The 23,759-nt window shown below is 71.1% G+C and carries 26 protein-coding genes; 15 read left to right on the top strand and 11 right to left on the bottom strand.

Annotation, left to right across the window (positions count from 1 at the left end; genetic code table 11):
* Positions 1-6: 6 nt before the first annotated feature.
* The gene (locus DEJ06_RS08185; protein WP_110863065.1) at positions 7-396 is read right to left on the bottom strand and encodes a hypothetical protein; all 390 of its coding nucleotides are present in this window, start codon (positions 394-396) and stop codon (positions 7-9) included.
* 71 nt (positions 397-467) lie between these two features.
* Positions 468-1,418, bottom strand: coding sequence for a phosphotransferase family protein (locus DEJ06_RS08180; protein WP_111039002.1), 951 nt, complete (start codon positions 1,416-1,418; stop codon positions 468-470).
* 169 nt (positions 1,419-1,587) lie between these two features.
* On the opposite strand from DEJ06_RS08180, the gene DEJ06_RS08175 reads away from it, so the two are divergent.
* The 9 genes from DEJ06_RS08175 (at position 1,588) to DEJ06_RS08135 (ending at position 11,817) form a co-directional block, all read left to right on the top strand.
* Positions 1,588-3,648 (top strand): MDR family MFS transporter, encoded by a 2,061-nt coding sequence (locus DEJ06_RS08175; protein WP_111039001.1) that lies wholly within the window; start codon positions 1,588-1,590, stop codon positions 3,646-3,648.
* Between the two features lie 77 nt (positions 3,649-3,725).
* Positions 3,726-4,319 (top strand): TetR/AcrR family transcriptional regulator, encoded by a 594-nt coding sequence (locus DEJ06_RS08170; RefSeq protein ID WP_111039000.1) that lies wholly within the window; start codon positions 3,726-3,728, stop codon positions 4,317-4,319.
* A 240-nt stretch (positions 4,320-4,559) separates the two neighbouring features.
* Entirely contained in the window at positions 4,560-5,897 is a 1,338-nt protein-coding gene (locus DEJ06_RS08165) for an enolase C-terminal domain-like protein (protein WP_111038999.1), read from the top strand.
* Between the two features lie 45 nt (positions 5,898-5,942).
* Complete coding sequence (locus DEJ06_RS08160) at positions 5,943-7,178, top strand: sugar ABC transporter substrate-binding protein (protein ID WP_258372457.1); 1,236 nt, start codon at positions 5,943-5,945, stop codon at positions 7,176-7,178.
* Positions 7,179-7,286: 108 nt separating this feature from the next.
* Positions 7,287-8,261 (top strand): carbohydrate ABC transporter permease, encoded by a 975-nt coding sequence (locus DEJ06_RS08155; protein WP_111032368.1) that lies wholly within the window; start codon positions 7,287-7,289, stop codon positions 8,259-8,261.
* The gene (locus DEJ06_RS08150; protein WP_111038997.1) at positions 8,254-9,144 is read left to right on the top strand and encodes a carbohydrate ABC transporter permease; all 891 of its coding nucleotides are present in this window, start codon (positions 8,254-8,256) and stop codon (positions 9,142-9,144) included. The genes DEJ06_RS08155 and DEJ06_RS08150 overlap by 8 nt, the downstream gene beginning before the upstream one ends.
* A 50-nt stretch (positions 9,145-9,194) precedes the next feature.
* Positions 9,195-10,520: an alpha-L-fucosidase gene (locus DEJ06_RS08145; protein WP_111038996.1), complete on the top strand. Its 1,326-nt coding sequence runs from the start codon at positions 9,195-9,197 to the stop codon at positions 10,518-10,520.
* Positions 10,520-10,864, top strand: coding sequence for an L-rhamnose mutarotase (locus tag DEJ06_RS08140; protein WP_111038995.1), 345 nt, complete (start codon positions 10,520-10,522; stop codon positions 10,862-10,864). The genes DEJ06_RS08145 and DEJ06_RS08140 overlap by 1 nt, the downstream gene beginning before the upstream one ends.
* A complete protein-coding gene (locus DEJ06_RS08135; RefSeq protein WP_111038994.1) occupies positions 10,861-11,817 on the top strand; it encodes an aldo/keto reductase in 957 nt (318 codons plus the stop codon). Before DEJ06_RS08140 ends, DEJ06_RS08135 begins: the two co-directional genes overlap by 4 nt.
* A 90-nt stretch (positions 11,818-11,907) precedes the next feature.
* Here the strand turns inward: DEJ06_RS08135 and DEJ06_RS08130 are convergent, their stop codons facing one another.
* The 8 genes from DEJ06_RS08130 to DEJ06_RS08090 form a co-directional block, all read right to left on the bottom strand.
* Positions 11,908-11,973, bottom strand: coding sequence for a hypothetical protein (locus tag DEJ06_RS08130; protein ID WP_258372462.1), 66 nt, complete (start codon positions 11,971-11,973; stop codon positions 11,908-11,910).
* A 166-nt stretch (positions 11,974-12,139) separates the two neighbouring features.
* Positions 12,140-12,205: a hypothetical protein gene (locus DEJ06_RS18670; RefSeq protein WP_258372462.1), complete on the bottom strand. Its 66-nt coding sequence runs from the start codon at positions 12,203-12,205 to the stop codon at positions 12,140-12,142.
* Between the two features lie 50 nt (positions 12,206-12,255).
* A complete protein-coding gene (locus tag DEJ06_RS08115; RefSeq protein WP_027466577.1) occupies positions 12,256-12,531 on the bottom strand; it encodes a GlsB/YeaQ/YmgE family stress response membrane protein in 276 nt (91 codons plus the stop codon).
* Between the two features lie 96 nt (positions 12,532-12,627).
* A complete protein-coding gene (locus DEJ06_RS08110) occupies positions 12,628-13,305 on the bottom strand; it encodes a FadR/GntR family transcriptional regulator (RefSeq protein ID WP_110862381.1) in 678 nt (225 codons plus the stop codon).
* A gap of 100 nt (positions 13,306-13,405) precedes the next feature.
* Positions 13,406-14,179 carry an SDR family NAD(P)-dependent oxidoreductase gene (locus tag DEJ06_RS08105; RefSeq protein ID WP_258372456.1) on the bottom strand — a complete coding sequence of 258 codons (774 nt, stop codon included), beginning with the start codon at positions 14,177-14,179 and terminating at the stop codon, positions 13,406-13,408.
* Positions 14,179-15,027 (bottom strand): fumarylacetoacetate hydrolase family protein, encoded by an 849-nt coding sequence (locus DEJ06_RS08100; protein WP_111038993.1) that lies wholly within the window; start codon positions 15,025-15,027, stop codon positions 14,179-14,181. The genes DEJ06_RS08105 and DEJ06_RS08100 overlap by 1 nt, the downstream gene beginning before the upstream one ends.
* Positions 15,028-15,069: 42 nt before the next feature.
* Positions 15,070-15,984 carry an amidohydrolase gene (locus tag DEJ06_RS08095; RefSeq protein WP_111038992.1) on the bottom strand — a complete coding sequence of 305 codons (915 nt, stop codon included), beginning with the start codon at positions 15,982-15,984 and terminating at the stop codon, positions 15,070-15,072.
* 136 nt (positions 15,985-16,120) lie between these two features.
* Entirely contained in the window at positions 16,121-16,390 is a 270-nt protein-coding gene (locus DEJ06_RS08090) for a glutaredoxin family protein (RefSeq protein WP_017888006.1), read from the bottom strand.
* Positions 16,391-16,471: 81 nt separating this feature from the next.
* On the opposite strand from DEJ06_RS08090, the gene DEJ06_RS08085 reads away from it, so the two are divergent.
* The 6 genes from DEJ06_RS08085 to DEJ06_RS08060 are packed head-to-tail and all read left to right on the top strand — an operon-like array spanning position 16,472 to position 22,651.
* Positions 16,472-18,193 carry an adenosylhomocysteinase gene (locus tag DEJ06_RS08085; protein WP_111038991.1) on the top strand — a complete coding sequence of 574 codons (1,722 nt, stop codon included), beginning with the start codon at positions 16,472-16,474 and terminating at the stop codon, positions 18,191-18,193.
* A complete protein-coding gene (locus DEJ06_RS08080) occupies positions 18,190-19,575 on the top strand; it encodes an amidohydrolase family protein (RefSeq protein WP_220036498.1) in 1,386 nt (461 codons plus the stop codon). The genes DEJ06_RS08085 and DEJ06_RS08080 overlap by 4 nt, the downstream gene beginning before the upstream one ends.
* Complete coding sequence (locus DEJ06_RS08075; protein WP_258372455.1) at positions 19,572-20,177, top strand: cupin domain-containing protein; 606 nt, start codon at positions 19,572-19,574, stop codon at positions 20,175-20,177. Before DEJ06_RS08080 ends, DEJ06_RS08075 begins: the two co-directional genes overlap by 4 nt.
* Entirely contained in the window at positions 20,174-20,995 is an 822-nt protein-coding gene (locus DEJ06_RS08070) for an ABC transporter substrate-binding protein (protein WP_111038990.1), read from the top strand. Before DEJ06_RS08075 ends, DEJ06_RS08070 begins: the two co-directional genes overlap by 4 nt.
* A gap of 4 nt (positions 20,996-20,999) precedes the next feature.
* On the top strand, positions 21,000-21,878 hold the full coding sequence (locus DEJ06_RS08065) for an amino acid ABC transporter permease (protein WP_071404033.1): 879 nt from the start codon (positions 21,000-21,002) through the stop codon (positions 21,876-21,878).
* Positions 21,875-22,651 carry an amino acid ABC transporter ATP-binding protein gene (locus tag DEJ06_RS08060; RefSeq protein WP_071404032.1) on the top strand — a complete coding sequence of 259 codons (777 nt, stop codon included), beginning with the start codon at positions 21,875-21,877 and terminating at the stop codon, positions 22,649-22,651. The genes DEJ06_RS08065 and DEJ06_RS08060 overlap by 4 nt, the downstream gene beginning before the upstream one ends.
* Here the strand turns inward: DEJ06_RS08060 and DEJ06_RS08055 are convergent.
* Entirely contained in the window at positions 22,648-23,613 is a 966-nt protein-coding gene (locus DEJ06_RS08055; RefSeq protein ID WP_111039056.1) for an NAD(P)H-quinone oxidoreductase, read from the bottom strand. The genes DEJ06_RS08060 and DEJ06_RS08055 overlap by 4 nt on opposite strands.
* Positions 23,614-23,759 lie beyond the last annotated feature (146 nt).

Here is a 23,759-nt window from a genome sequence, read left to right as displayed (position 1 = left end):
GGGGGATCAGCCCTCGTCGCGCCCGTTCTCGTTCTGCGGGTCGCGCTGCTGAGCACCGGCGTCCTCACGCTCGTCCGCGAGCCGCTGCTGCCACACGACACTGCGGGCCGCACCCTCGAGCACGTCGTCGACGCTGCGACCGCTCTGGGCGGCGAGGGCACCGCTGAGTCCGGCGGTCAGGGTGCCGCCTGCAGCGGCGAGTCGCTCGACGACCTCCTCCTGCCGCGGGGTCAGGGGCTCGTCGACCAGCTCGTCGATCGTGTCGCGGATGTTCTGCTCGCTCGCGTCCAGTGCCGCCTCGTCGCCGGACTGCAGGGCTGCTGCTTCTCCGACGACGACGAGACCGAGGCGCGCGGCGTCGTCTTCGGGACGCGGGGTGCGGTGCTCATCAGTCATGCGGTGGACCGTACGCTCCGGTGCGCTGCGCTCCCTGGACAGACGCGTCCCCCGCTCGGGCGGGCGCGCTGTCAGGTGGCCCAGCGGCGGAGCAGCCACTCGGCGGCGGCCACGCCCTCGCGCCGCTGGAAGTCGCGGATCGTGGGCATGTTCGGCGGCGCCGGGGGCAGGGCGTGCTCGAAGAACAGCCCGGCGAGCCCGGCCAGCACGGCGTCGATCGTGGTGGCGGACACCCCGGCGAAGACCGGGTGCGTGGCGAGGTGGTGTTCGACGTCGGCGTCCTCACCGCGGACGAGCGTGTCGAGCAGGTAGGTCAGCGGGTCGAGCCAGTGCGCGCCCACGCTCGCCCAGGGCCAGTCGACCACCCAGACGAGCCCGGCGTCGTCGACGAGCAGGTTGTCCGCGCGGCAGTCGGCGTGCACGAGGTGTTCGCCGTCGACGAGTGCCGCTGCCCCGGACGCTGCGCGGGCGATCGCGGGGCCGGCGTCGAGGACGTGCGGCGGGACGACCTCGGCGACGCGGACGGCGTCCGCGTCGTCGGCCAGCATCCGGTCCCAGGCGCCGAACTCACCGCGCAGGTCCTCGGCGATGCGCGGGAGCGTCACCAGTCCACCGGTCGCGGGCGGCAGCGTGTGGAGTGCATCGAGCACGGCCGGCGTGTCCGATCCGTCGATGTGCCGGCCCGGGTGCTGGCCCGCGACGTCGTCGAGCACGAGCGCGACCCAGTCGTCGCCGTCGACCGTGGCGTGCAGCGCGTCGAGCAGCCGTGGCGCCTGCACGGTGGTCGGCAGCTGGGCCATGACCGCGGCCTCGCGGCGGTGCAGCTCGAGGGCTGCCTCGTTGCGCGAGCGCGACACGGTCTTCACGAACGCCCGTCGTCCGGCCGCGGTCGTCACCCGGTCGGCGCTGCCGGGAGACCACCCGCTCGCCTGGGACTCGGCGGTCACGACCGGACCGCCCAGCACCCCCTCCACCTGCTGCCGCAGCGTCGTCGGTACATCGGTCCAGGTGGTTCGCCCCATGCACCGACGTTACCTGAGAACCCGTACACGAACGTGCACGCTCGGCAACTTTGCGTTGGCAGCAAAGGTGCTTGCGGTGTAAAGTTGCAGAGCCTGCAAGGTTGACACCCGTTCGGGGTCCCGACCAGGCCGACGACCACCACGCCACATCCCCTGTGAGGAACTCCGCATGTCCACTGCCACCGCACCCGTCGAGGTGTCGCGCGGACGACAGGACTCCCCGGCCAGCACGCCGGGCAAGCCGATCATGTCGCACCGCCAGATCCTGCTCGTCATCTACGGCCTGATGGCGGGCATGTTCCTGTCGTCGCTCGACCAGACCATCGTCGGCACGGCGATCCGCACGATCGGTGACGACCTGCACGGCCTCGACCAGCAGGCCTGGGTCACGACGGCCTACCTGATCGCGTCGACCATCACCACGCCCATCTACGGCAAGCTCTCCGACGTCTTCGGACGTCGCCCGCTCTACATCTTCGGCATCGCGGTCTTCATCCTCGGATCGCTGCTGTCGACCCTGTCGACGTCGATGACCATGCTCGCCGCCTTCCGCGCGTTCCAGGGCATCGGTGCCGGTGCGCTGATGTCGCTGCCGCTGGCGATCATGGGCGACATCCTCGCGCCCCGTGAGCGTGCGAAGTACCAGGGCTACTTCCTGGCGGTCTTCGGCATCTCGTCCGTGATCGGCCCGCTCATCGGCGGCCTGTTCGCCGGTGCGAGCTCGATCGTCGGCATCACCGGGTGGCGCTGGGTCTTCCTGATCAACGTGCCGATCGGCGTCGCCGCGCTCCTCATGGTGATCGCGTTCCTGCACCTGCCGAAGTTCGGCGAGGCCAAGGCCAAGCCGCGCATCGACTGGTGGGGTGCGACCTCGGTCATCGTCACGCTCGCGCCGCTGCTCCTCGTCGCGGAGCAGGGCCGCACGTGGGGCTGGGGTTCGGCCAGCGCGATCGCCTGCTACGTCATCGGTGCGCTCGGCCTCGTCGCCTTCCTGGTGATCGAGACCCGCATGCAGGACGACGCGATCATCCCGCTCAAGCTCTTCCGCTCGAGCACGTTCTCGATGGCGACCATCCTGGGCTTCCTGGTCGGCTTCGCGATGTTCGGCGCGATGCTCACCATCCCGCTCTACCTGCAGATCGTCACCGGCCTGACGCCGACCGAGTCCGGGTTCGCGACGCTGCCGATGATCGGTGGCCTGATGATCGCCTCGATCGCTTCGGGGCAGATCGTGGCCCGCACCGGCCGCTACCGGATCTTCCCGGTCATCGGCACGGCCCTGGTGTCGCTCGGCTACGTCGTCCTGACGTTCATGACGATCGACAAGCCGCTGTGGTTCCTGATGATCGGCATGTTCCTGATCGGCCTCGGGCTCGGCCAGCTCATGCAGAGCATCACCCTGGCATCGCAGAACTCGGTGGAGCCGCGTGACATGGGTGTGGCGACGTCGTCCGCCACGTTCTTCCGCCAGATCGGTGGCACGCTCGGCACCGCCGTCCTGCTGTCCGTCCTGTTCTCGCTCATGCCGACGAACATCCTGCACGCCACGGCGGACGAGTCGAACCTGAAGCCCGCCCTCAGCGCGGCGCTCGACCCGGAGGTCGCCAGCGCGAAGGCGAACCAGGGCGTCATGGACCAGATCTGGAACCCGATCGTCACCCCGCTCCAGCAGCAGGTGCAGTCCGGACTCGACACCGCCACCGACCAGGTGACCCAGGCCACTGCCGGGGCTCCCGATGCCGTGCAGCAGCAGGCGCTCACCGCCGCCGCCGACAAGGCGCACGCGAGCGTGCAGGACGGCCGGCTCGTCGTCGACTGGTCGGACTCGGGGCAGCGCACCTACTGGGTGGACCAGCTCGCACCGGAGCTGTCGAAGCAGATCGACAAGGGCGCGAACGACTCGAGCGACTCGAACGCCGAGACGAGCGACACGTCGTACCTCAACGGTGCGGACTCGGCCCTGACCCGGCCGTTCATGTCCGGGTTCAACGCCTCGGCCGTGACCGTCTACTGGGTCGGCTTCGCGGTGATCCTGCTCGCGTTCGTCCTGAGCTTCTTCTTCAAGGCGCCGCCGCTCCGCAAGAGCTCGGCCCTGCAGGAGCAGGCGGACGACGCCGGCACCGCCGACGACCTCGAGGCGCAGGCCGTGCGGGCCGCGGACACGATGGGCTCGCCCACCGCCCCGGTCACCGGTTCGATCCCCGTCCAGGGTGGTCGGGCGCAGGTCTGAGCCACGCCGGGTCTCCTCGTCACACGACGCGGAGGCCCGGCGTCGCACGGGCCCGAGAACAGGACGGAGCGCAGCACGTGCACCAGCCCACCACCACCGAGGACCTCGTCGCGAGCGACTGCGGCCTGCGGGAGCGCAAGAAGCAGCAGACCCGGTCGGCCATCCACCGGTCGGCACTCGCCCTGGTCACCGACCACGGGCTCGCCGGGGTGACCGTCGAGCAGATCTGCGCGGACGCCGGGGTCTCCCCGCGGACGTTCTTCAACTACTTCCCGTCGAAGGCCGACGCAGCCCTCGGACTGCCGGCGACGACGGTCCCGGACGCGGCGCGCGCAGCGTTCCTCGGTGCCACGGGTCCGCTCGTGGCCGACCTCTGCGACCTCGTCGCGCACACGGTCACCCTGCCGCAGGACCGCCGGCGCATGAAGGAGCTCGTCCGAGCCCGCCCCGAGATGGTCCCGGCGATGATGCAGTGGATGGCGCACGCGCGGCAGACCGTGCTGGCGGTCGCCGCCGAGCGCGTCGACGAGGACACCGCGCGAACCGCGACCACCCTCGTGATGGCCGCCGTGATCGAGTCCGCCCACCGGTCGGCGGACGGCTCCCGCGACGAGCTCGCTGCGCGGCTGCGCGCGGTCGTCGCCGAGATGGGGCGGCTCGCCACCGCCTGACCAGCGTGACCATCGCGTCGCCCCCGGCGCGGGGCGACCACGGCCTGGAGGCGCGGTGCGGGTCGGACCCGCACCGCGCCTCCAGGCCGTTGTCGCGTCCACACCGTCGATCGCGCAGTCATCGGACGGTTGGGCGACCACTTTCGCCAGAACCGCAAGAACAAGGCTCTTGACGCACGAGACATCGGATGTTTTGATTGCACCGTTCGGTCGACGGAGACCGGACGGCAGGAGACACAGATGAGCCGCATCACCGGTCTGCACGTGCACGACATCCGGTTCCCGACCTCGCGAGAGCACGACGGGTCCGACGCCATGAACCCCGCACCCGACTACTCCGCCGCCTACGTCGAGCTCACCACCGACGCGCTCGACGGTCTGGTCGGCACCGGCTTCGTCTTCACCATCGGCCGCGGCAACGAGGTGCAGGAGTCGGCGATCGCAGCCCTCCGTGGGCACGTCGTCGGCGCCGATGCCGAGGCGGTCCTCGCCGACATGGGCGGCACCTGGCGCGCGATGGTGCACGACTCGCAGCTGCGGTGGCTCGGCCCGGAGAAGGGCGTCATGCACATGGCGATCGGCGCCGTGGTGAACGCCCTGTGGGACCTGCGTGCGAAGCGTGCGGGGCAGCCGCTGTGGGCACTGCTCGCCGACCTGCGCCCCGAGGAGCTCGTCGACCTGGTGGACTTCCGGTACCTGACCGACGCGATCACCCCGGCCGAGGCGCTCGAACTGTTCCGCGCCGCCGAACCGATGCGTGCCGAACGTCGAGCGCGCCTGCAGCGTGAGGGCTACCGTGCCTACACGACGACCCCGGGCTGGCTCGGCTACGACGACGAGAAGCTCGCGCGGCTGTGCCGGGAAGCCGTGGACGACGGGTTCACCCAGATCAAGCTGAAGGTCGGCGGCGACGTTGACGAGGACGTCCGACGGATGGGCATCGCCCGTGCCACCGTCGGCCCGGACGTCCGGATCGCGATCGACGCGAACCAGCGCTGGGACGTCGACGAGGCCGTGGCGTGGATCGACCGGCTCCGCCCCTTCGACGTCGCGTGGGTCGAGGAGCCGACGAGCCCGGACGACATCCTCGCCCACGCCGAGATCGCCCGGCGCATCGCCCCGATCCCGGTCGCGACGGGGGAGCACATGGCGAACCGGGTGATCGCGAAGCAGCTGATCCAGGCCGGGTCGATGTCGGTGCTGCAGATCGACGCCACCCGGGTCGCCGGGGTGAACGAGAACCTGGCGATCCTGCTCCTCGCCGCCAAGCACGGCGTCCGTGTGTGCCCACACGCCGGCGGTGTCGGCCTGTGCGAGGCGGTGCAGCACCTGTCGATGTTCGACGCGGTCGCCCTGACCGGCGACCTCGACACCCGGTGCATCGAGTTCGTCGACCACCTGCACGAGCACTTCGTGACCCCGGTCGACGTCCACGACGGCCGCTACTGGCCGCCGACCGCGCCCGGCGCCGGCACCGAGCTGCGTGCCGACACCCTGACCACCCACGCGTTCCCGGACGGCCCGGTCTGGGCCGAGTCCGATCCCGATCGGGTCCCGGACGCCGTCCGGGTCGCCTGAACACCCCACCGCACACCCCATCACCACGACGAAGTGGAGACACCGATGCAACGACGACGTACCGCCGGGCTGGCGGCAGCAGCAGCTGCCGTGCTCGTGCTCACCGGCTGTTCCGCTGGCAGCAACGCCAGCGACGGCCAGTCGAAGGACTCCCTCACCTGGGCCATGTGGATCGCCGGGAAGGAGGACAAGGCCGCGTGGCAGAAGGTCGCCGACACGGTCAAGACCGACGACGACGTGGACGTCTCGATCCAGGGCTCACCCTTCAACGACTACTGGACCAAGCTCCGCACCCAGCTGTCCACCGGTACCGCACCCTGCATCGTGAGCATCCAGTCGCTCCGCGCCGCGAACTACACGGACGTGCTCGTGCCGATCGACGACATGGCGAAGCAGGCCGACCTCGACCTGGGTGAGTACGACCAGACCGGGCTCGACGGCATGAAGGTCGACGGCAAGCTCTACGGGCTGCCGTACGACACCGGCCCCATGGTCATGTTCTACAACAAGGACATCTTCGAGAAGGCGGGCGTCGACGAGCCGAAGCCGGGCTGGACGGTCGACGAGTTCGAGGACGCCGCGAAGGAGCTCAAGGCCGCGGGCACGCCGATCTGGGGCACGAGCGTGGAGGACATCCCCCTGGAGTCGATGATCCTCGGCTACAACGGCGGTCGGGTCATCGACGAGGACGGCACGCTCGACGCCTCGAACGCGGAGTTCGCCGAGGGGCTCGACTGGATCGGCGGCCTCGTCAAGGACGGCTACGCCACACAGGCGAGCACCGACGGTTCCACCGACGACAACGCGTTCGTGTCTGGTGACGTGGCGATGTACAGCGACGGCCCCTGGTCGATCATCAGCCAGAAGGCCAAGGTCAAGTTCGACCTCGGCATCACGACGATCCCCTCGGGAACGGACGGCCCCAGCTCGTTCGCCGCCGGGTCGGGCTTCGGCATCTCGAAGCAGTGCAAGTACCCCGAGCAGGCGTTCAAGGCCATCACCACGATGACGAACGAGGCCACGCTCACCTCGCTCGCCGAGCAGGGTCGCGCCTTCCCGGCACGCACCGCGGCGCAGCAGGCCTGGTACGACAACGCCGGCATCGACGGGGTCGAGGACGCCCTGAAGACCGGGCTCGAGAACGCCACCCCGTTGCCCGGCAACAAGCAGAGCGACCAGCTCAACCAGCTCTTCGCGCAGTACGCCCTGCAGGCGGTGAACGGACAGACCTCCGGCAAGGAGACGATGTCGTCCATCGCGAGCCAGCTCGGCTCGCAGTGACGGGCGTCACCCCCTGACGGACGGAAGGCGCGGGTGGACCCCGCCCCGCGCCTCCCGGCCTGTCCCATCCCCTGACCAGGACCGCGCGAACGACGAGGAGGTCGTCGCATGACCACCATCCAGGACCCACCCGCCGAGGCGGCGCTGCCCGCCCCCGCGGTCGCGGTCGCGACCGGCGCAGCCCCGCGCCGGAAGGACAGCGGCGCCGATGCCGAGCTCGGCCGCCGCTCCTGGTGGGGCGCCGCCTTCGCCGCTCCGCACTCGATCGGCCTCGTCGTGTTCACGGCGTTCCCGATCCTCGCGTCGCTCGTCGTGAGCTTCATGAACTGGCCGATGCTCGGCGAACGCTCGTGGGCCGGCCTGTCGAACTACGCGCAGCTCTTCTCCGACCCGATCTTCCGCACCGTGACGCTGAACACCGTGCTGTTCGTCGTGCTCTACGTGCCGCTCAACCTGGTCGTGTCCCTCGGACTCGCGGCCTGGCTCACGCCGAAGATCCGCCACCGGCACGTCTTCCGAGTGCTGTTCTTCATCCCGACCATCACGCCGATCGTCGCGAACGTCGTCGTCTGGCGGATGCTGTACCAGCCGGGCGGTGCCATCGACGCGACGCTGCAGTCGACCGTCGGCGTGAACGCCCCGAACTTCCTGGCCGACGACAACTGGGCCATGCTCGCCGTCGTCGCGATGAGCGTCTGGCAGGGGTTCGGCTACAACATGCTGATCTTCTCGGCGGCGCTCGACTCGGTGCCGGAGAACCAGATCGAGGCTGCGCAGCTCGACGGGGCGAACGCCTGGCAGATGTTCTGGCGGATCAAGTTCCCGCTCATCTCGCCGTCGATCTTCTTCGCGACGATGATGACCCTGATCACCTCGTTCCAGGTGTTCGTGCAGCCGTTCGTCCTGACGAAGGGCGGCCCCGGCACCGCGACCGAGACCCTGGTGCAGTACATCTACAACACGGGGTTCCAGACCCAGCAGCTCGGACTCGCATCGGCCGGGGCGTGGGTGCTGTTCGTCATCATCCTCGGCATCACGGCCATCCAGTTCCTCGGACAGAAGCGGTGGGTGCACTATGAGTGAGCTGACCTCGTCCAACCGGACGATCAACCCGCGGGCGCTGCCCCGCGCGCACCGGCAGACCGGCCGGGTGCGCCACGCGGTGGGCTACGTGCTGCTCTGCCTGGTGGCCCTGCTGTTCGTCTCGCCGCTCATCTACATGGTGGCGACGAGTCTGAAGCCGTCGGCCGACGTGTTCACGACCCCGCCGACGCTCTGGGGCTCGTCCATCGAGTGGGGCAACTACGCACAGGCGTTCACGTACCTGCCGTTCGCCCGGTTCATCCTGAACGGCGTCTTCGTCGCCGCGGCCGGCACGGCGATCAACGTCGCCGTCGCGGTGCTGTCCGGCTACGCGTTCTCGCGACTGCGGTGGCGCGGCCGGAACACGGTGTTCGTCCTGTTCCTGGCGACGCTGATGATCCCGCAGGACGTCCTCGTCATCCCGATGTACGTGATGATGCAGGGCTTCGGGTGGGTCGACACGTTCCAGGCGCTCATCATCCCGTGGGCGTTCACGGCACTCGGCGCGTTCCTGGTGCGGCAGTTCTTCCTCACCGTGCCGCAGGAGCTCGACGACGCCGCCCGGGTGGACGGAGCCGGAGCGATCCGGACGTTCTTCTCGGTGATGCTCCCGCTGGCCCGACCGACGATGGCGGTCCTCGCCGTGTTCTCGTTCATCGCGTACTGGAACTCGTTCCTCTGGCCGCTCGTCATCGTCAACGACGTCGAGGCCCGTGGCACCATCCCGCTCGGCCTGCAGCAGTTCTTCGGGCAGCAGGGCTCCGAGTGGAACCTCGTGATGGCGGCCTCGGTGATCTCGATGCTGCCCACGGTGGTCCTGCTGATCCTGCTCCAGAAGCACCTCGTCAAGGGGATCGTCACCAGCGGTCTCGGCGGCCGGTGACACCGCCGACCGTCACCCTCTCGTCCTCCACTGAAAGGAACACTGGCCTCATGACCATCACCGCACCTGCCGAGCCGCAGACCGCGACCGACTCCGCGGGGTTCCCCGCGTGGTTCTCCCACGACCGGTTCGGCATGTTCATCCACTGGGGGCTGTACGCCCTGCCGGCACGGCACGAGTGGGTGAAGAACCGCGAACGGATCACCGACGAGGACTACCAGAAGTACTTCGACCACTTCGACCCGGACCTGTTCGACGCCGCGGACTGGGCACGTCGGGCACGGCAGGCGGGAATGAAGTACGTCGTCCTCACCACGAAGCACCACGAGGGCTTCTGCCTGTGGGACACCGCCCTGACCGACTACAAGTCCACGAACACCCCGTTCGGCCGTGACATCGTGCGCGAGTTCGTCGACGCCGTCCGTGCCGAGGGGCTGCGGGTCGGCTTCTACCACTCGCTCATCGACTGGCACCACCCGGACTTCACCGTCGACGGCGTGCACCCCCGGCGCGACGACGGCGAGCAGGCGATCGCAGCGCTGAACGAGGGCCGCGACATGTCGCGCTACCGCGAGTACCTCCACGGTCAGGTCGAGGAGCTGCTCACCGACTACGGGCAGATCGACTACCTGTTCTACGACTTCTCGTACCGGGACAACGACCACGAGGACATCTGGGGCGGCAAGGGCCGGGACGAGTGGGGGTCCGAGGAACTCATGGCGCTGACGAAGCGGCTGCAGCCCGGCATCATCGTGAACGACCGGCTCGACATCCCCGGTGACCTGGTCACCCCCGAGCAGTACCAGCCCGACAAGCCGATGGAGGTCGACGGCGTCCCGGTGCCGTGGGAGGCCTGCCAGACGCTGAACGGCTCGTGGGGCTACGACCGCGACAACCTGAACCTGAAGGCGGTCGACCTGCTCGTCCGCATGCTCGTCGACGGCGTCTCGAACAACGGGAACATGCTGCTCAACATCGGCCCGACCGGTCGCGGCGAGTTCGACGGGGTCTCGGGGCAGACGCTCGACGGCATCGGGACGTGGATGCACCAGCACGCTCGCTCGGTGTACGGGGCGGGGCCGTCGCGGTTCGTCGCCCCACGGAACACCGTCTACACGCAGAACGGCAACCGCCTGTACCTGCACCTGTTCGCGTGGCCGTTCGAGCACGTGCACCTGCCCGACCTCGCCGGCCGGGTGGCGTACGCGCAGCTGCTCAACGACGCGTCGGAGATCCACTTCCGCGAGATCCCGCCGGGCACCCGGGCGCAGAACACCGGGCTCGGCGGCCAGCCCGCCGGCACGCTCACCCTGACGCTGCCGATCGTGCGGCCCGACGTCGCCGTGCCCGTCGTCGAGCTGTTCCTGCGCGACTGATGCAGCGGATCCTGACGCGGACACGACTGCGGGCCGGGAACGAGGCGGCGTACGACACCGTGCACACCTCGGTCCCGCCCGCGCTCGCGGCACGCCTGCGCGAGGCCGGGGTGCACGACTGGACGATCTGGCGGGACGGGCTCGACCTGGTCCACCTGATCGAGGTCGAGGACCACCGGGCGATGCGCCGGGCGCTCGCCGACGACCCGGTCAACGCCGAGTGGCAGGAGACGATCAACCCGCTGCTCGAGGCGGACGACGACTACTCGGGCGACGACGACGGGATCCCGCGGGTCTGGTCGCTGTCGGACCAGGTGCACCACGTGGATCAGGTGGACCCGTGACGGCCCTCGACCTGGACCGCGGCCCGTTCTGGTTCGGCGGGGCCGGCATCGGCAACCTGCTCCGTCCGGTGTCCGACGACGACGCCCGCGCCACGGTCGACGCCGCATGGGACGCCGGGGTCCGCGGGTTCGACACCGCCCCGCACTACGGCCTGGGGCTGTCCGAACGGCGGCTCGGTGCGGCGCTCGCCGGACGCCCCCGGCAGGACTTCCTCGTGTCGACGAAGGTCGGGCGGGTGCTCGTGCCCGGGCGCGGCGACGGCGACGACCTGGCGTCCGGGGGCTTCGCGGTGCCGGACGACACCGTGCGGCAGTGGGACCCGTCGCCGGCGGGCGTCCGGCGCTCGCTCGACGAGTCGCTCGGCCGGCTCGGGCTCGACCACGTCGACGTCGCCTACCTGCACGACCCGGACGTGTACTCGCTCACGGACGGCCTGACCCAGGCGCTGCCGACGCTCGCCGAGCTCCGTGACGATGGCGTGGTGCGGGCGGTCGGCGTCGGGTCGAACTCCGTCGAGGCGCTGTCGGCGGCCGTCGACACCGGACTCTGCGACGTCGTCATGCTCGCCGGCCGGTACACCCTGCTCGAGCAACCGGCTGCGGCACTCGTCGACCGGTGCGCGTCGCTGGGCGTCGCGGTCGTGGCGGTCGGGGTCTACAACTCGGGGTTGCTCGGCCAGGAGCGGCCCGCCGTGGGTGCGACGTACGACTACGCCGAGGCCTCCGCGCAGCTGCTCGCCCGAGCCAACGCCGTCGCCGACGTCTGCGAGCGCCACGGAGTCACGCTGCCCGAGGCCGCGCTGGCCTTCCCGCGCCGGGCTGCGGCGGTCGCGGCGATCGCGCTCGGGGTGCAGTCCGCCGACCAGGTGCGCTCGAACGTCGCACGCGCCGCCGCCGACGTGCCGGAGGCGCTGTGGGACGACCTTCGCGCGGCGGGCCTGCTCGCGGCCTGAGTCACGGACGACGAAAGTCACCCCGATCCACGTCGTTGCGTGGTTCGGGGTGACTTCAGTGGTGTGCCGGTCGGACCGGCGGCGTGGTGCCTAGCGGCGCGAACCGCGGCCGGCGACGCGCGTGTAGATGAACAGCACGATGATCGCGCCGATGATCGAGCCGATGATGCCGGCCGGCTGGAAGAAGCCGGCCGGCGGCGTGGTGCCTAGCGGCGCGAACCGCGGCCGGCGACGCGCGTGTAGATGAACAGCACGATGATCGCGCCGATGATCGAGCCGATGATGCCGGCCGGCTGGAAGAAGCCGGCCGGCGGCGTGGTGCCTAGCGGCGCGAACCGCGGCCGGCGACGCGCGTGTAGATGAACAGCACGATGATCGCGCCGATGATCGAGCCGATGATGCCGGCCGGCTGGAAGAAGCCGGCCGGCGGCGTGGTGCCTAGCGGCGCGAACCGCGGCCGGCGACGCGCGTGTAGATGAACAGCACGATGATCGCGCCGATGATCGAGCCGATGATGCCGGCCGGCTGGAAGAAGCCGTCCATCGGGTCGTGCTGGAAGATCAGGAACCCGAGGAACCCGCCGACGAACGATCCGACGATGCCCAGGACGATCGTCATGAGGATGCCGATGTTCTGCTTGCCGGGGATGATGAGCCGGGCGAGAGCGCCGGCGATGAGTCCGATGATGATCAAGCTGATGATGAGACCGAGCACGGTGTCCTCCTCGTGGGTGCGGTTGCCGCGGCATGGTTGCCGGAGTCAGGGCCGAGGACCGACACAACTCCGAGGTTCCTGGGAGCATTGCCGGGTTCAGTCGAGGGAGCGCCGCAACCAGCGCTCGACACCTTCGACGTGCGACACGACGAGGGCCTGCACGAGCTGCGGATCCCGGCGCCGGATCGCGTCGACGATGGCGGCGTGCTCGTCGAGGGTCCGCTGCACCGACCCGTTCTGCGTCAGTCCGCGCCACACCCGCACCCGCACCGTCTTGCTCGACAGCGCGTCGAGCAGCCCGGACAGGTACTGGTTGCCGCCGATGCCCGCGATGGTCGAGTGGAACAGCAGGTCGTGGGCGACGAGGTCCTCGACGCCGGTGTCCTCGCCGACGGACTGCATCAGGGTCGCGAGCTCGTCGATCTGCTGTTCCGTGGCGCGGGCCGTCGCCAGGACGGCGGACGCCGGTTCCAGGATGCGGCGCACCTCGAGCAGGTCGACGAGCGACCGGTCGTGGTGCATGTCGACGACGAACGACACCGCCTCGAGCAGGACGCCCGGTTCGAGCGACGTCACGTAGGTGCCGTCGCCGCGCCGGACGTCGAGCACGCGGATGAGCTCGAGCGCCTTCACGGCTTCGCGGAGACTGTTGCGGGACAGTCCGAGCGACTCGCTCAGTTCCTTCTCGGGCGGGAGGCGCTGGCCGGGTTGGAGCTCGCCGCTCACGATCATCTGCTGGATGCGTGCGATCGCATCGTCGGTCAACGACGCCACGTCACCACCTCCTGTGGACCCGGCCGCGTGCGCGACGGGACGTCCCGACGATACCCGGGGCGGGCCTCCAGGCCGGTGCGGCGGAGCCGCTGGGCGACCATCAGGCCGGCCGCAGCCGGAGCGCCTGCATCCCGCCGTCGACCGCCAGCTCGACGCCCGTCGTCGACCGGGCGAGCGGGCTCGTCAGGTAGGCGACCGCCTCGGCGACCTCCGCCGCCTGCACCAGGCGTCCGTGCGGCTGGCGTGCCTCGAGCGCGGCGCGTTCGGCGGCCGGGTCGTCCGCGGACGACAGGAGTCGCGCGATCCACGGGGTGTCCGCGGTGCCCGGGTTGACGGCGTTGACGCGGATGCCCTCGCGGACGTGGTCGGCGGCCATCGCGCGGGTGAGCGCGGAGATCGCCCCCTTCGTGGCGGAGTAGAGCGCCCGCTGGGGCAGCCCGGCGGTGGCCGCGACGGAGCACGTGTTGACGATGCTCGCGCTGTCCGACGCTCGGAGGTGGGGGAGCGCGGCGCGGGACAGGCGCACGGCGCCGAGGACGTTGACCTCGTACACGCGGCGCCACTCGTCGTCGGTGTTGTCCTCGACCGTCCCCTGGGCGCCGATGCCGGCGTTGTTCACGAGCACGTCGAGACCGCCGAGCTGGTCGACGGCCGACGCGACGGCGGCACGGACGGACTCGTCGGACGACACGTCGCAGGTGACGGAGACGAGTCCGTCGGCAGCGGACGGCTGCAGGTCGAGCACGGCGACCGCCGCGCCGCGCTCCTGCAGTGCGGCCGCGATGGCCGCGCCGATACCGGAGGCGCCGCCGGTGACGATCGCGCGGAGACCCGCGTGGGTGCTGGGCATCCCGGTCGCGGTCGTGTCGGTCATCAGGCTGCTCCCACTGTCTGGCGCTGCGAGCCGAGCCCGTCGGCGGTGAGCTCGACCACGTCGCCGGGCTGCAGGTACGGCGCGTGCCCAGCCAGGGCGACCCCGGCCGGGGTGCCCGTGCTGATGACGTCGCCCGGGTACAGCACCATGAACTGCGACAGGTACCGGACGATCTCGACGGGTCGGAAGATCATGTCCGCCGTGGTGCCGTCCTGCCGCACCTCGCCGTTGACGGTGAGCCGGAGTGCGAGCGCCGCCGGGTCGACCTGGTCGGGGGTGACCAGCCACGGGCCGAGCGGGTTGAACGTCTCGCAGGACTTCCCCTTGTCCCACTGCCCGCCGCGCTCGAGCTGGAATGCCCGTTCGGAGACGTCGTTGGCGATGGCGTAGCCGGCGATGCAGGCGCTCGCGGCCTCGTCGGAGTCGCAGTAGCGGGCGGTCTGCCCGATGACGACGGCGAGTTCGATCTCCCAGTCGGTCTTCTCGCTGCCGCGGGGGATCAGGACCTCGTCGTCCGGGCCGATCACCGTCATCGGGTCCTTCATGAACACGATCGGCTCGGTCGGGATCTCGGCGCCGGTCTCGGCGGCGTGGTCGCGGTAGTTCAGGCCGATGCAGACGACCTTGCCGGGACGGGCCACCGGTGCACCGCGGCGGAGGCCCTCGGCGCCGGGCAGCGCTCGGAGGTCCCCGGCGCTCCGCGCGTGCCGGACGCGGGCGACCGGGTCGGACGCCAGGAAGGCCCCGCCGATGTCGGTCGTGATCGGGCGGAGGTCGAGGACCTCGCCGTCGGTGTCGACCGCGACGGGGATCTCGCCGCCCGCGGGGCCGAGTCGTGCGAACTGCATCGTTCCTCGCTCTCCGGCTGCACCGGCGCAACCAGAGACATCCTATGTCTGCGCCGGGTTGCCGACAAGGTCGCGGGTGCTGAGGGTCCTCCCATGCAGGTACGTGCGCTCCGCCGTCCCGCTCAGCACCGACTGCCGTTCGTCAGGGGTCAGGTCGGCCAGTGCGTCGGTGGTCCGCCGCACCACGTCGTCGTAGGTCGTGGCGAGCGTCGAGACGGGCCAGTCCGAACCGAACAGCGACCGCTCCGGGCCGAACCGCTCGACCACGGCACGCACGTACCGGTCGACGGGCTGTTGGCGCCACTCCGGTCCGGCCTCGGTGGACAGTCCGGACACCTTGCAGGCCACGTTCGGACGCGTAGCGAAGTCGTCGATCCGGGCCGCCCACCCGGGGTCCCCGCCCGCGATGTCGGGTTTGCCGGCGTGGTCGAGGACGAACGATCCCTCGGGCACGGCGTCGAGCAGTGCGAGGGCAGCGCGGTGCTCACGCGCGCGGACGAGCACGTCGAACACCAGGCCGGCGGCGGCCACCGCACGGACTCCGCGGACGACCTCGGGCCGGGCGAGCCAGTCCGGGTCCGGTTCGTCGTGCGCCTGGTGGCGGATGCCGACCAGGCGGGTGCTGGCTGGCCGTTTGCCCGCCAGCTGGCTGCTGGCCGGCCGGCCCCCGCCGGACCCCGCGATCAGTGCGGCGATCCGGTCGACGACGTCCGGGGCGGTCAGGTCCACCCAGCCGACGACCCCGGCGACCGGCTCGGGCTGCTCGAGGAGCCAGGCGGTCTCGCCGGGGTCGTGCACGGCCTGCACGACGATCGTCCGGGTGACGTCGGTGCTCCGGGCGGCGGCGCGGAGGTCGTCCACGTCGAACCGGCGGCGGATCGGAGCGACCGAGTCGTCCATCCAGGGGTACGGCCGGTCGGCGGGATCCCACAGGTGGTGGTGAGCGTCGATGATCACGCGCTCATGATGCCCGATTCATCCGATGTCCGCCCGGGGGTGCCGGTGCGGCGACCGCTCGCGCTCAGCGACACCTCACGCGCCACAGTGCCCTGAGGTGTCGTTGGGCGCGTGGAGTCGCAGCGGCCAGTGGCGATCAGACGACGCCGGAGGCCTCGAGCTCGGCCCGCAGCTCGGCGTCCGACGGCTCGACGAAGTGCTTGCCGTTGGGCAGCACCACGACGGGGATGTTCTTCCGGCCGCTGATCGCCTCGGCACGGTCGGCCGCGGACAGGTCCTGCTCCACGTCGACGTACTCGTAGTCCACGCCGAGGGTGTCGAGCAGCGCCTTGGACCGACGGCAGTCGCGGCACCAGTCGGCACCGAACATGGTCACGCGGTCGGGGGCAGTCGTCGCATCGCTCATGTGCAGAGAGTACGTCGGAGCGCCCCCGGGCATTCCCGGAGCGCCGCCGGACCCGCGCCCCGCTCGCCCTACGATTGGCACATGCCGCCAGCACCCGATCCCGCGACGCTGGCCTGGGCCTCGGCGGCCGTCCGGCGCTTCGCCGCCGCGACCAACCTGCTCGTCGCCGCCCGACGGTTCCGCATCGTCGGTGGCGACCCCCGTGACGCCGCGGCACTGCGGCACCTGCTGACCGCACTCGGGGCGCGCGAGGCCGAGCAGCCGAACCACCAACACCAGCACCAGCAGCACCCGTCCGACCTCGTCGACCAGCTCTGGTGTCTCGGCACGCCCGAGGAATCGACGCCCGCGGTCGAGCAGGCCGCCGACCGCCCGCGCGGCACCCCGCTGGTCGTCATCGATGCCGGCCGGCACATGCCCGCCGTCGACGAGGACGCCTTCGGTCCCGTCACACCCGCCCGCCCCGGCGTCCTCGCAGTCCCGATGCTCTCCGACGACGTCTTCCTCGTCTCCACCGGCCGCGACCCCGAGGACGACCCCGCAGCGGACGCCCGCCTGCGCTGGGCACGACGTTCCATGCCCGTCGCCCGGTCGGTCGCCGCGGAACTCCGCGACGGCGGACTCCTGCGCGGCACCCGCATCGGCGTCGCGATGTTCCTCGAGCCCAAGACGGCGGTGCTGAGCCTGCTCCTCCGTGACGCCGGCGCCGAGGTCGTCGTCTACGCCCACGCCGACGAGACCGACGACGCCGTCGCCGACGCACTGCGGTCCGCCGGCCTGACGGTGTTCGCGAGCAGCACGGCGACGCTCCCCGAGCAGAAGCAGCTGGCCCTCGCGATGCTCGACACCGCGCCGCACATCCTGCTCGACGACGGCTCGCACGTCATCCGGCTCGCCCACCAGGAACGCCCCGACCTGCTGCCGACGATGCTCGGCGCGGCCGAGGAGACCACGAGCGGCCTGCGGCCCCTGCGTGTGCTGGCAGCGCGCGGCGAGCTCGGCATCCCGGTGATCGCGGTGAACGACGCCCGCACCAAGACGTTCTTCGACAACCGCTACGGCACCGGGCAGTCGACGGTGTTCGCGGTGCTCGACCTGGTCGACGGGCTCGCGTCCGGCACACACCGGGCGATGCCGGGAGGCGCGGCGGTCGTCGCCGGGTTCGGGCACGTCGGCGAGGGGGTCGCCCTGGTGCTCACCGCCCTCGGGTTCCGGGTGACGGTCGCCGAGACCGACCCGGTCCGCGCCCTGCAGGCGCGGTTCGCCGGGTACGCCGTGGCCCCGCTCGTCGAGGCGGTGCGTGACGCCGACCTCGTGATGAGCGCCACCGGGGTGCCGGACACCATCGACCTCGAGGTGCTCCGGGCCTGCGCCGACGGTGCGGTCCTCGCCGTCGCCGGCGGGGTCGACCAGGAGATCGCCGTCGACGACGCGCTCGCCGCCGGGGCCCGGCGCCAGGACGTGGGGCCGAAGGCCGAGCGGTTCGTGTTCCCCGGGGTCGACGGTGGGCCGATCGTGCTCGACGACGGTGGCTGCATCAACATCACCGCGGCCGAGGGCAACCCGGTCGAGATCATGGACCTGTCGTTCGCCGTGCAGCTCGGCGCCGTCCGGATGCTCCTGGAGCGCGGCGACGAGCTGGAGCGTGCCGTCGTGCCGATCGAGCCCGCGGTCGACGACGTGACCGCCCGCGCGGCGCTCGCCGCCTTCGGGAGCCGACCCGTGCCTCCCGGCCTCCCCGCTGAGCACCCGGCGGACCGCGAGCCGGACGTCCGGACGCACCGTTTCGGAGACCCGGCGTGAGCGCCCGACAGCACCCGGTCACGGTGCACTCGGCGCGCGTCGTCGTCCCGATGACGGCGCCACCGATCGCGGACGGCGCGGTCGCCGTGCAGGACGGCCGGATCCTGCACGTCGGCGACCGGTCGTGGGTCATCGACCAGCTCACCGGGTCCGACGCGACCTTCACCGAGCGGCAGTGGCGTGGCGCGCTCCTGCCCGGACTCGTGAACGCGCACTCGCACCTCCAGTACACCGGCATGGCCAGTGTCGGCCGACGGCAGTACAGCGGGTTCGAGGACTGGGCCGCAGCGTTCAACGTCGACTACGCCGAACCGCACGACTGGCGGGCCGAAGCCGCGGACGGTGCACGGGCGTCGATCCTGGCCGGCGTCACGAGCATCGCGGACATCGTCACCGACATCGAGGCCTCGACCGCCCTGCAGGACGCCGGCCTCGGCGGCATCGCGTACTGGGAGGTGATGGACTGGGAGAACGACGCCTGGCAGTCGCACGGACGCGACCAGGTGCTCGACGAACTCGACCGGATCCCCACGACGCCCGGAGCCGGCCTGTCCCCGCACGCGCCGTACTCGCTCGAGGTCGCCCCGCTGCTCGAGCTCCCCGACATCGTGCGGCAGCGCGGTCTGCGACTGCACCTGCACCTCGGTGAAGCGGCGTTCGAGGGGGAGCGCACCGCCCTCGGTCCGGTCCCCGGGCTCGACGGGGTCGACGGCGTCGGCCACGGGAACGACTGGCACCTGGCGAACGTGCCGTCGTTCCGGGCGCTACGGGCCCTCGGCTTCGGTGCGAGCGCGACCGCGTTCGTCGACCGCCTCGGCGTGCTCGGGCCGGACTGCCACATCGCCCACGGGGTGTACATGACCGCCGCCGACCGGGCCCTCCTGCGTGCCCGGGGCACCGCCGTCGCACTGTGCCCGCGGTCGAACGCCGTCATCGGCCTCGACCCGCCGCCCGTCGCCGACTACCTGCGCGAGGGCAGCCCGATCGCGATCGGTACCGACTCCCTGTCGTCGTCGCCGTCCCTCGACCTGATGGCCGACGTCACCGCGCTCCACCGCATCGCTCGTGCCCAGGGCTACGGGCACCGTGACCTGCACGAGCGGCTGCTCGCGGCGGCGACCCTCGGTGGTGCGCACGCGATGGGCCTCGCCGTCGGGTCGGACCGCATCGGGCACCTCGCCGTCGGGGCGCGCGCCGACCTGGCGGTCTTCGACGTCGACGCCCGGACCGTGCCGGACGCGCTCGCCGAGCTCGTCGAGGACGGCGCCGGGCGGGCGGCCGCCACCGTGATCCGTGGGGTCGTCCGCGCCGCGGCGGGCGTCGTCACCGAACCGGCTTCCCCGCACATGGACGTCCCCGCACCGCACCAGGAGGAACGATGACCGAGTCCGCACCCCACCCCGGAATGGCCGCGCGCCGAACCGTCACCGGTGAGCTGATCGAGTGGCTCGACGTGCCGAAGCGCGCGATCGCCCTCGGCATGGAACCGCACCCCGAGGGCGGCTGGTACGTCCGCACCTGGACCTCGCCGGCGACGGTCACCACCCCCGCGGGGGACCGTCCCGCCGCCACCCTGATCCACTTCCTGCTGCCCCCGGGCGAGGCCTCCGCCTGGCACCGGGTCACGAGCGACGAGATCTGGATGTGGCACGGGCCGGACACCGTCGACCTGCAGCTCGGCGGCGACGGTGACGTCCCCGAGCCCGGTGCGACGATCACGCTCGGCCCGGACGCCGGACGCGACCGGGTGAACGACGCGCAGGCGTTCGTGCGCGGCGGGGTGTGGCAGCGGACGATCCCGGGCGACGGCGAGGTGCTGCTGAGCTGCCTGGTGTCGCCGGGCTTCTCGTTCGACGACTTCACGATGGCCGACGATGGAGACCCTGCCGTCGAGTTGCACCGCGACACCGTTTCGCGTTGGTATCCCACCGCGAAGTACACTTCGACCTGCCCCCACCCCCCTCGCACGAAGGCCCGACCGTGACCCGTCCCCTCCGCTTCACCCTCGCCGTCGCCACCGCCGCGGTCGCCGCCCTCGCCCTGTCGGCCTGCTCCGCCGGGGGCAGCAGCAACGCCGACGGCACCGTGACCGACGGCAAGCTCACGATCGCCACCGGTGACCCGGCGTACTCGCCCTGGGTCGAGGACAACAAGCCGCAGTCAGGCAAGGGCTTCGAGTCCGCCGTGGCCTACGCGGTCGCGAAGGAGATGGGCTACGGCAAGTCCGACGTCGTCTGGAAGCGCAGCACCTTCGACAGCGCCATCGCGCCGGGCCCGAAGGACTGGGACCTCAACGTCCAGCAGTTCTCGATCGACGCGAAGCGCAAGAAGGCCGTCGACATGTCGAGCGCCTACTACACGACGACCCAGGCGGTCGTGACGACCTCCGGGTCGAAGGCCGCCGGCGACACCACGATCGCTGCCCTCAAGCAGGACGCGATCGGCGTCGCGACCGGTTCGACGAGCATCGCGAGCGTCAAGGACGTCCTCGGTGTCACGCCGCAGGTGTTCAACTCCAACGACGACGCCGTGCTCGCGCTCAAGTCCGGGCAGATCGACGCGATCGTCACCGACCTGCCGACGGCGTTCTACATGGCCTCGGCCCAGGTCGACGACGGCACCGTGTCCGCGCAGTTCCCCGACGACGGCAAGGGCGACCAGTTCGGCTTCGTCCTGCCGAAGGACTCGGAGCTGACGAGCAAGGTCGACAAGGCCCTGAAGACCCTCGACGACGACGGCACCCTGCGGGACCTGCAGACCAAGTGGCTGTCGTCGGAGACCGGCACGCCGGTCCTGAAGTAACCGGATGACCCTGCCAGCAGGGGCCGGCACTCCGGTCGCCGCACCCGCGCCGAGCCAGGTCGAGCTCGAGCGTCGGCTCTACCGCCGCCAGCGTGGCCGTCGCTCGGTCGTGGTGTCGGTCGTCTCCACCCTGGTCGTGCTCGCCGTCGTGTACTTCGGCGTCGTGAACACCCCCGGCTGGGCGGCGGTGCAGCAGTCGTTCTTCGACCCGCAGACCGCGGTCGACACGTTCCCGGACATCCTGCTGGGCCTCTGGCTGAACGTCCGGATCCTGTTCTTCAGCGCCATCGGCGTCGCCGTGTTCGGCACGCTGCTCGCGGTCGTCCGCGGCCTGCGCAACCCGGTGTTCTTCCCGCTGCGGATGCTCGCGACCGGCTACACGGACCTGTTCCGTGGCCTGCCGCTCATCATCGTGCTCTACCTGGTGGGCTACGGCATCCCCGGGCTCGGGGTGTTCCCGCGGCTCCCCGCCGAGGTCTGGGGCACGATCGCGATCACCCTGACCTACTCGTCGTACATCGCCGAGGTGCTCCGCGCCGGCATGGAGGCCGTGCACCCCTCGCAGCGCCTGGCCGCCCGGTCGCTTGGACTCTCGCACGCCAAGACACTGCGGCTCGTGGTGCTGCCGCAGGCGATCCGCAAGGTCACCCCGGCGCTGATGAACGACTTCGTGTCGATGCAGAAGGACGTCGGTCTGGTGTCGATCCTCGGGGCCGTCGACGCGGTCCGCTCCGCCCAGATCGCGCAGGCCGAGACCTACAACTTCACGCCGTACTTCGTCGCCGGGCTGCTGTTCGTGGTGATCAGCCTGCCGCTGATCCGCGTCACGGACGCGATCGCGCGTCGCCAGCAGCGGCGCGAGCAGATCGGAGGGACCGTATGAGCGAGGCCGGCCTGGAGGCCCGTGGTGCGTCCGGTACGGACGCCGCGGTCCTCGAACTGCGCGGGTTGCGCAAGGCCTTCGGCGAGCACGAGGTCCTGCGCGGGATCGACCTGACGGTCCACCGGCACCAGGTCATCTGCGTCATCGGGGCTTCGGGCTCCGGCAAGTCGACGCTGCTCAAGACGGTCAATCTGCTCGAGGGCATCGACGACGGCGAGATCCTGCTGCAGGGCACGGACATCGCCGACCCGCGCGTCGCCGTCGACGCCGTGCGGGCGCGCATCGGCGTGGTGTTCCAGCAGTTCAACCTGTTCCCGCACATGAGCGTGCTCGACAACGTCACGCTCGCCTCCCGCCAGGTGCACGGCATCGGACGGGCCCAGGCCGAGGACACCGCGCGCCGGCTGCTCGACCGGATCGGCCTCGCTTCGTTCGCCGATGCGTACCCCGACCGCCTGTCCGGCGGGCAGCAGCAGCGCGTCGCGATCGTCCGGGCGATCGCGTCGGACCCGGAACTCCTGCTGCTCGACGAGGTCACGAGCGCCCTCGACCCGCAGCTCGTGGGCGAGGTGCTCGACCTGGTCACCGAGCTGAAGCGGCAGGGTTCGACGATCCTGATGACGACGCACGAGATGCACTTCGCGCGGAACGTCGCCGACCGGATCGTGTTCCTGCACCGCGGCGAGGTCGTCGAACAGGGTTCCCCCGCCGACGTCCTCGACCACCCGCAGCACCCGGCGCTCGTCGAGTTCCTCGCCCGCGTGCACGCCTAGGGCGTCAGCAGCACCTTGCCGATCACCTCGCCGTCGCGCACGCGGCGGTGGGCCTCCTCGACCTCGGCCAGGGGCAGCACCGAGTCGATGACCGGGCGCACCCGGCCGTCGGCGACCAGCGGCCATACGTTGTAGCGGACCGCCTCGACGATCGCGGCCTTCTCGGCGAGCGGCCGTGCGCGCAGGGTCGTGCCGCTGATCGTCGCGCGCTTCCGCATCAGCACCCCGAAGTCGAGCTCGGCGGTGCGGCCGCTGCCCGAGGCGATGACCGCGATGTGCCCGTTCGGGGCGAGGGCCTGCAGGTTCCGCTCCAGGTAGGACGGTCCGACGATGTCGAGCACCACGTCGACGCCGACACCGTCGGTGAACGCCATGACGCGCTCCACGAAGTCCTCGGTGCGGTGGTCGACCACCAGGTCGGCGCCGAGCTCACGGGACGCGGCGACCTTGCGGTCGCCGCCGCTCGTCGCGATCACCGTCGCACCGAGGGCCTTCGCCCACAGCACCGCGTGTGACCCCATGCCGCCGGTACCGCCGTGCACCAGGAGCGTCTGCCCCGGTCGGAGCCCGGCGAGCATGCCGATGTTGGAATAGACGGTGCAGGCGGCCTCGGGCAGCCCGGCCGCCTCGACCAGGTCGACGCCATCGGGGACCGGCAGCACCTGCGTGACCGGCGCGACCACGAGTGCCGCGTACCCGCCGCCGGAGAGCAGCGCGCACACCCGGTCGCCCACCGCCACGGTCGTGACGCCCGCACCGACGGCCCGCACGGTGCCGGAGACCTCGAGCCCGAGGATCTGCGAGGCTCCGGGCGGCGGCGGGTAGTTCCCCGCGCGCTGCTGCAGGTCGGCGTTGTTGACGCCGGCAGCGGCGACCTCGATCAGGACCTCGTCCCTACCGGGTTCCGGGTCGGGCAGGTCGGTGACGGACATGGAAGCGTCGTCGAACGTGATGGCTCGCATGCCCTCGACGGTACGCGCCACGTGCCTTCGGCCGGGTGCCGGTCGCCCACAACCCGGCCGGTCCCCCTGTGGATGTTCCCTGTACGCTCGATGACGGATCTGCACCTCATCCGGGGGAGTGCGGACAGATCGAGGGGGACTCTCCA

Source organism: Curtobacterium sp. MCLR17_051 (assembly GCF_003234395.1).
Lineage (GTDB): Bacteria > Actinomycetota > Actinomycetes > Actinomycetales > Microbacteriaceae > Curtobacterium > Curtobacterium flaccumfaciens.
Note: the sequence above shows the minus strand (reverse complement) of the source record. Positions and strands in the feature narration are given on the sequence as shown.